Genomic DNA, 1,549 nt, shown 5'->3' with positions numbered 1-1,549 from the left:
TCGTTAGCTCTGGGTGATCCCAAATAGTGATATTTAGGATATCGCCAGGTCCTACTTCGTATTCATATTTTGCGATTTCAATATCTAACTCTGGGTTTGGTTTTGAAAAAGGGTCCACTGAATTTAAAGACGTTACGCGCTCCAAAGTTAAGGGATAAACGGTAACCTGAGACTCTATATCACTCGATTCAGTGCTCATGACTGTTTTGTCACTGACCGAAAGGTGGCTACCAGGCAAAGTACACCCTGTAAGAAGGATAGGAAGTACTGATATCCCCAAAAATTTATTAAATGTGTTCATTGGTTTATAACTACCGAAAGAAAGTTTGCCGACTGAAATTGATTCATTCTAATTGAACTGCATTTCATCAATATTGATGATTTACTGCAGTTTTAAGCCTTTAGAAAGCGAGTCCATTCAGAATTATTTGTGTAATAAACACTCCAAATGGCTGCTAGCGACTTAGAGCTCTTAGTTTCATTAATGAAGGTGTGAAAATCCGACCCACAAAAAATAGTCAACTATTATCCATCTGGTTGCAATAAAGGCAACAAGTTACTTGAAAAAATACTGACGAATACATGACAAAATTGTGTCTATTTAACGTTAATGAGATGAATGCATGATTTTGCACAAGCAAACAGGCAAGAATGTGAAAAAACTCATGCCAAAGTTGTATGCATCCTATTTACACTATATGCAACTGCCGTTATGCTTCCTGTTGCGGTCGGATATAACAACAAATATTGGAGCTAATTTTGAAAATCAAACTTTTAACGGCAAGTGTGGCAGCAGTCCTACTAGCAGGTTGTGGTAGTGACAGCGATCCTGAGGTAAAAAGATACTCAGTTCAGGCTTATGACCCAGCTGTTATCGGCATGAAAGTTCAAGCAGTATGTGGTGGTGAGACATACGACGCTATTGAAAATACAACAAACTATGAAGGTATGGTTGGTAAAGCGCGTTTTGAAAATATCAACGTTGTAAATGCGCCAGGTGATTGTGCTTTCGTATTAACGCACACAGAAGATAGTAAAGACGCGTCAAATGGTAAACCTATTACATCTGACTACAAAATCCCTCAAGGCCTAGCCCAGACGGATTCATTGGTAACAGGCTCTCCATTTACGACTTTGGTTGCTAACTCTTTAAAAGATGGTGAAGTATACTCTTCTGATATCGCTGAAAAAGTATTCGAGAATTTGGGTATCGATATCAATGCAAGTGGTAAAACAGTTGACGAAATCCTTCGTGATACAGAATCTGTAGTAGCAGGACTTGGTAGTGAGGGTGGTAACAGCGCACTTGCTACTCAGCTAGTTGCAACAGCAAACGTTGTATCAGATATCATCAAAGCGAACCCAACAGCTTCGCCTGAAGCTGTAGCTGTTGCTGCAAAAGCAATAACAGAAGATGTAATCGCGGCGAACCCAAATTATCCTGAGAATGATTCGGGTGATGTTATCTACGTAACGATTCCAGCTGAAGATACTCAGAAAGTTGTTGCTGATGTACAAGAGGCTATTGATAACGACACTCCACTAGAAG

General features: G+C 39.6%; 1 protein-coding gene and 1 pseudogene. One reads left to right on the top strand and one right to left on the bottom strand.

Features of this window, described 5'->3' with window-relative positions:
• Positions 1-301: pseudogene (locus IQR33_RS09210) on the bottom strand (sugar transporter); the annotation flags it as partial.
• Positions 302-759: 458 nt separating this feature from the next.
• Here IQR33_RS09210 and IQR33_RS09205 point away from each other — a divergent pair.
• A partial coding sequence (locus IQR33_RS09205; protein WP_193843652.1) for a hypothetical protein occupies positions 760-1,549 on the top strand: 790 nt, incomplete at its 3' end.

This window comes from Vibrio sp. OPT46 (assembly GCF_015163535.1).
In the GTDB taxonomy this organism is placed as follows: domain Bacteria; phylum Pseudomonadota; class Gammaproteobacteria; order Enterobacterales; family Vibrionaceae; genus Vibrio; species Vibrio alginolyticus.
Note: the sequence above shows the minus strand (reverse complement) of the source record. Positions and strands in the feature narration are given on the sequence as shown.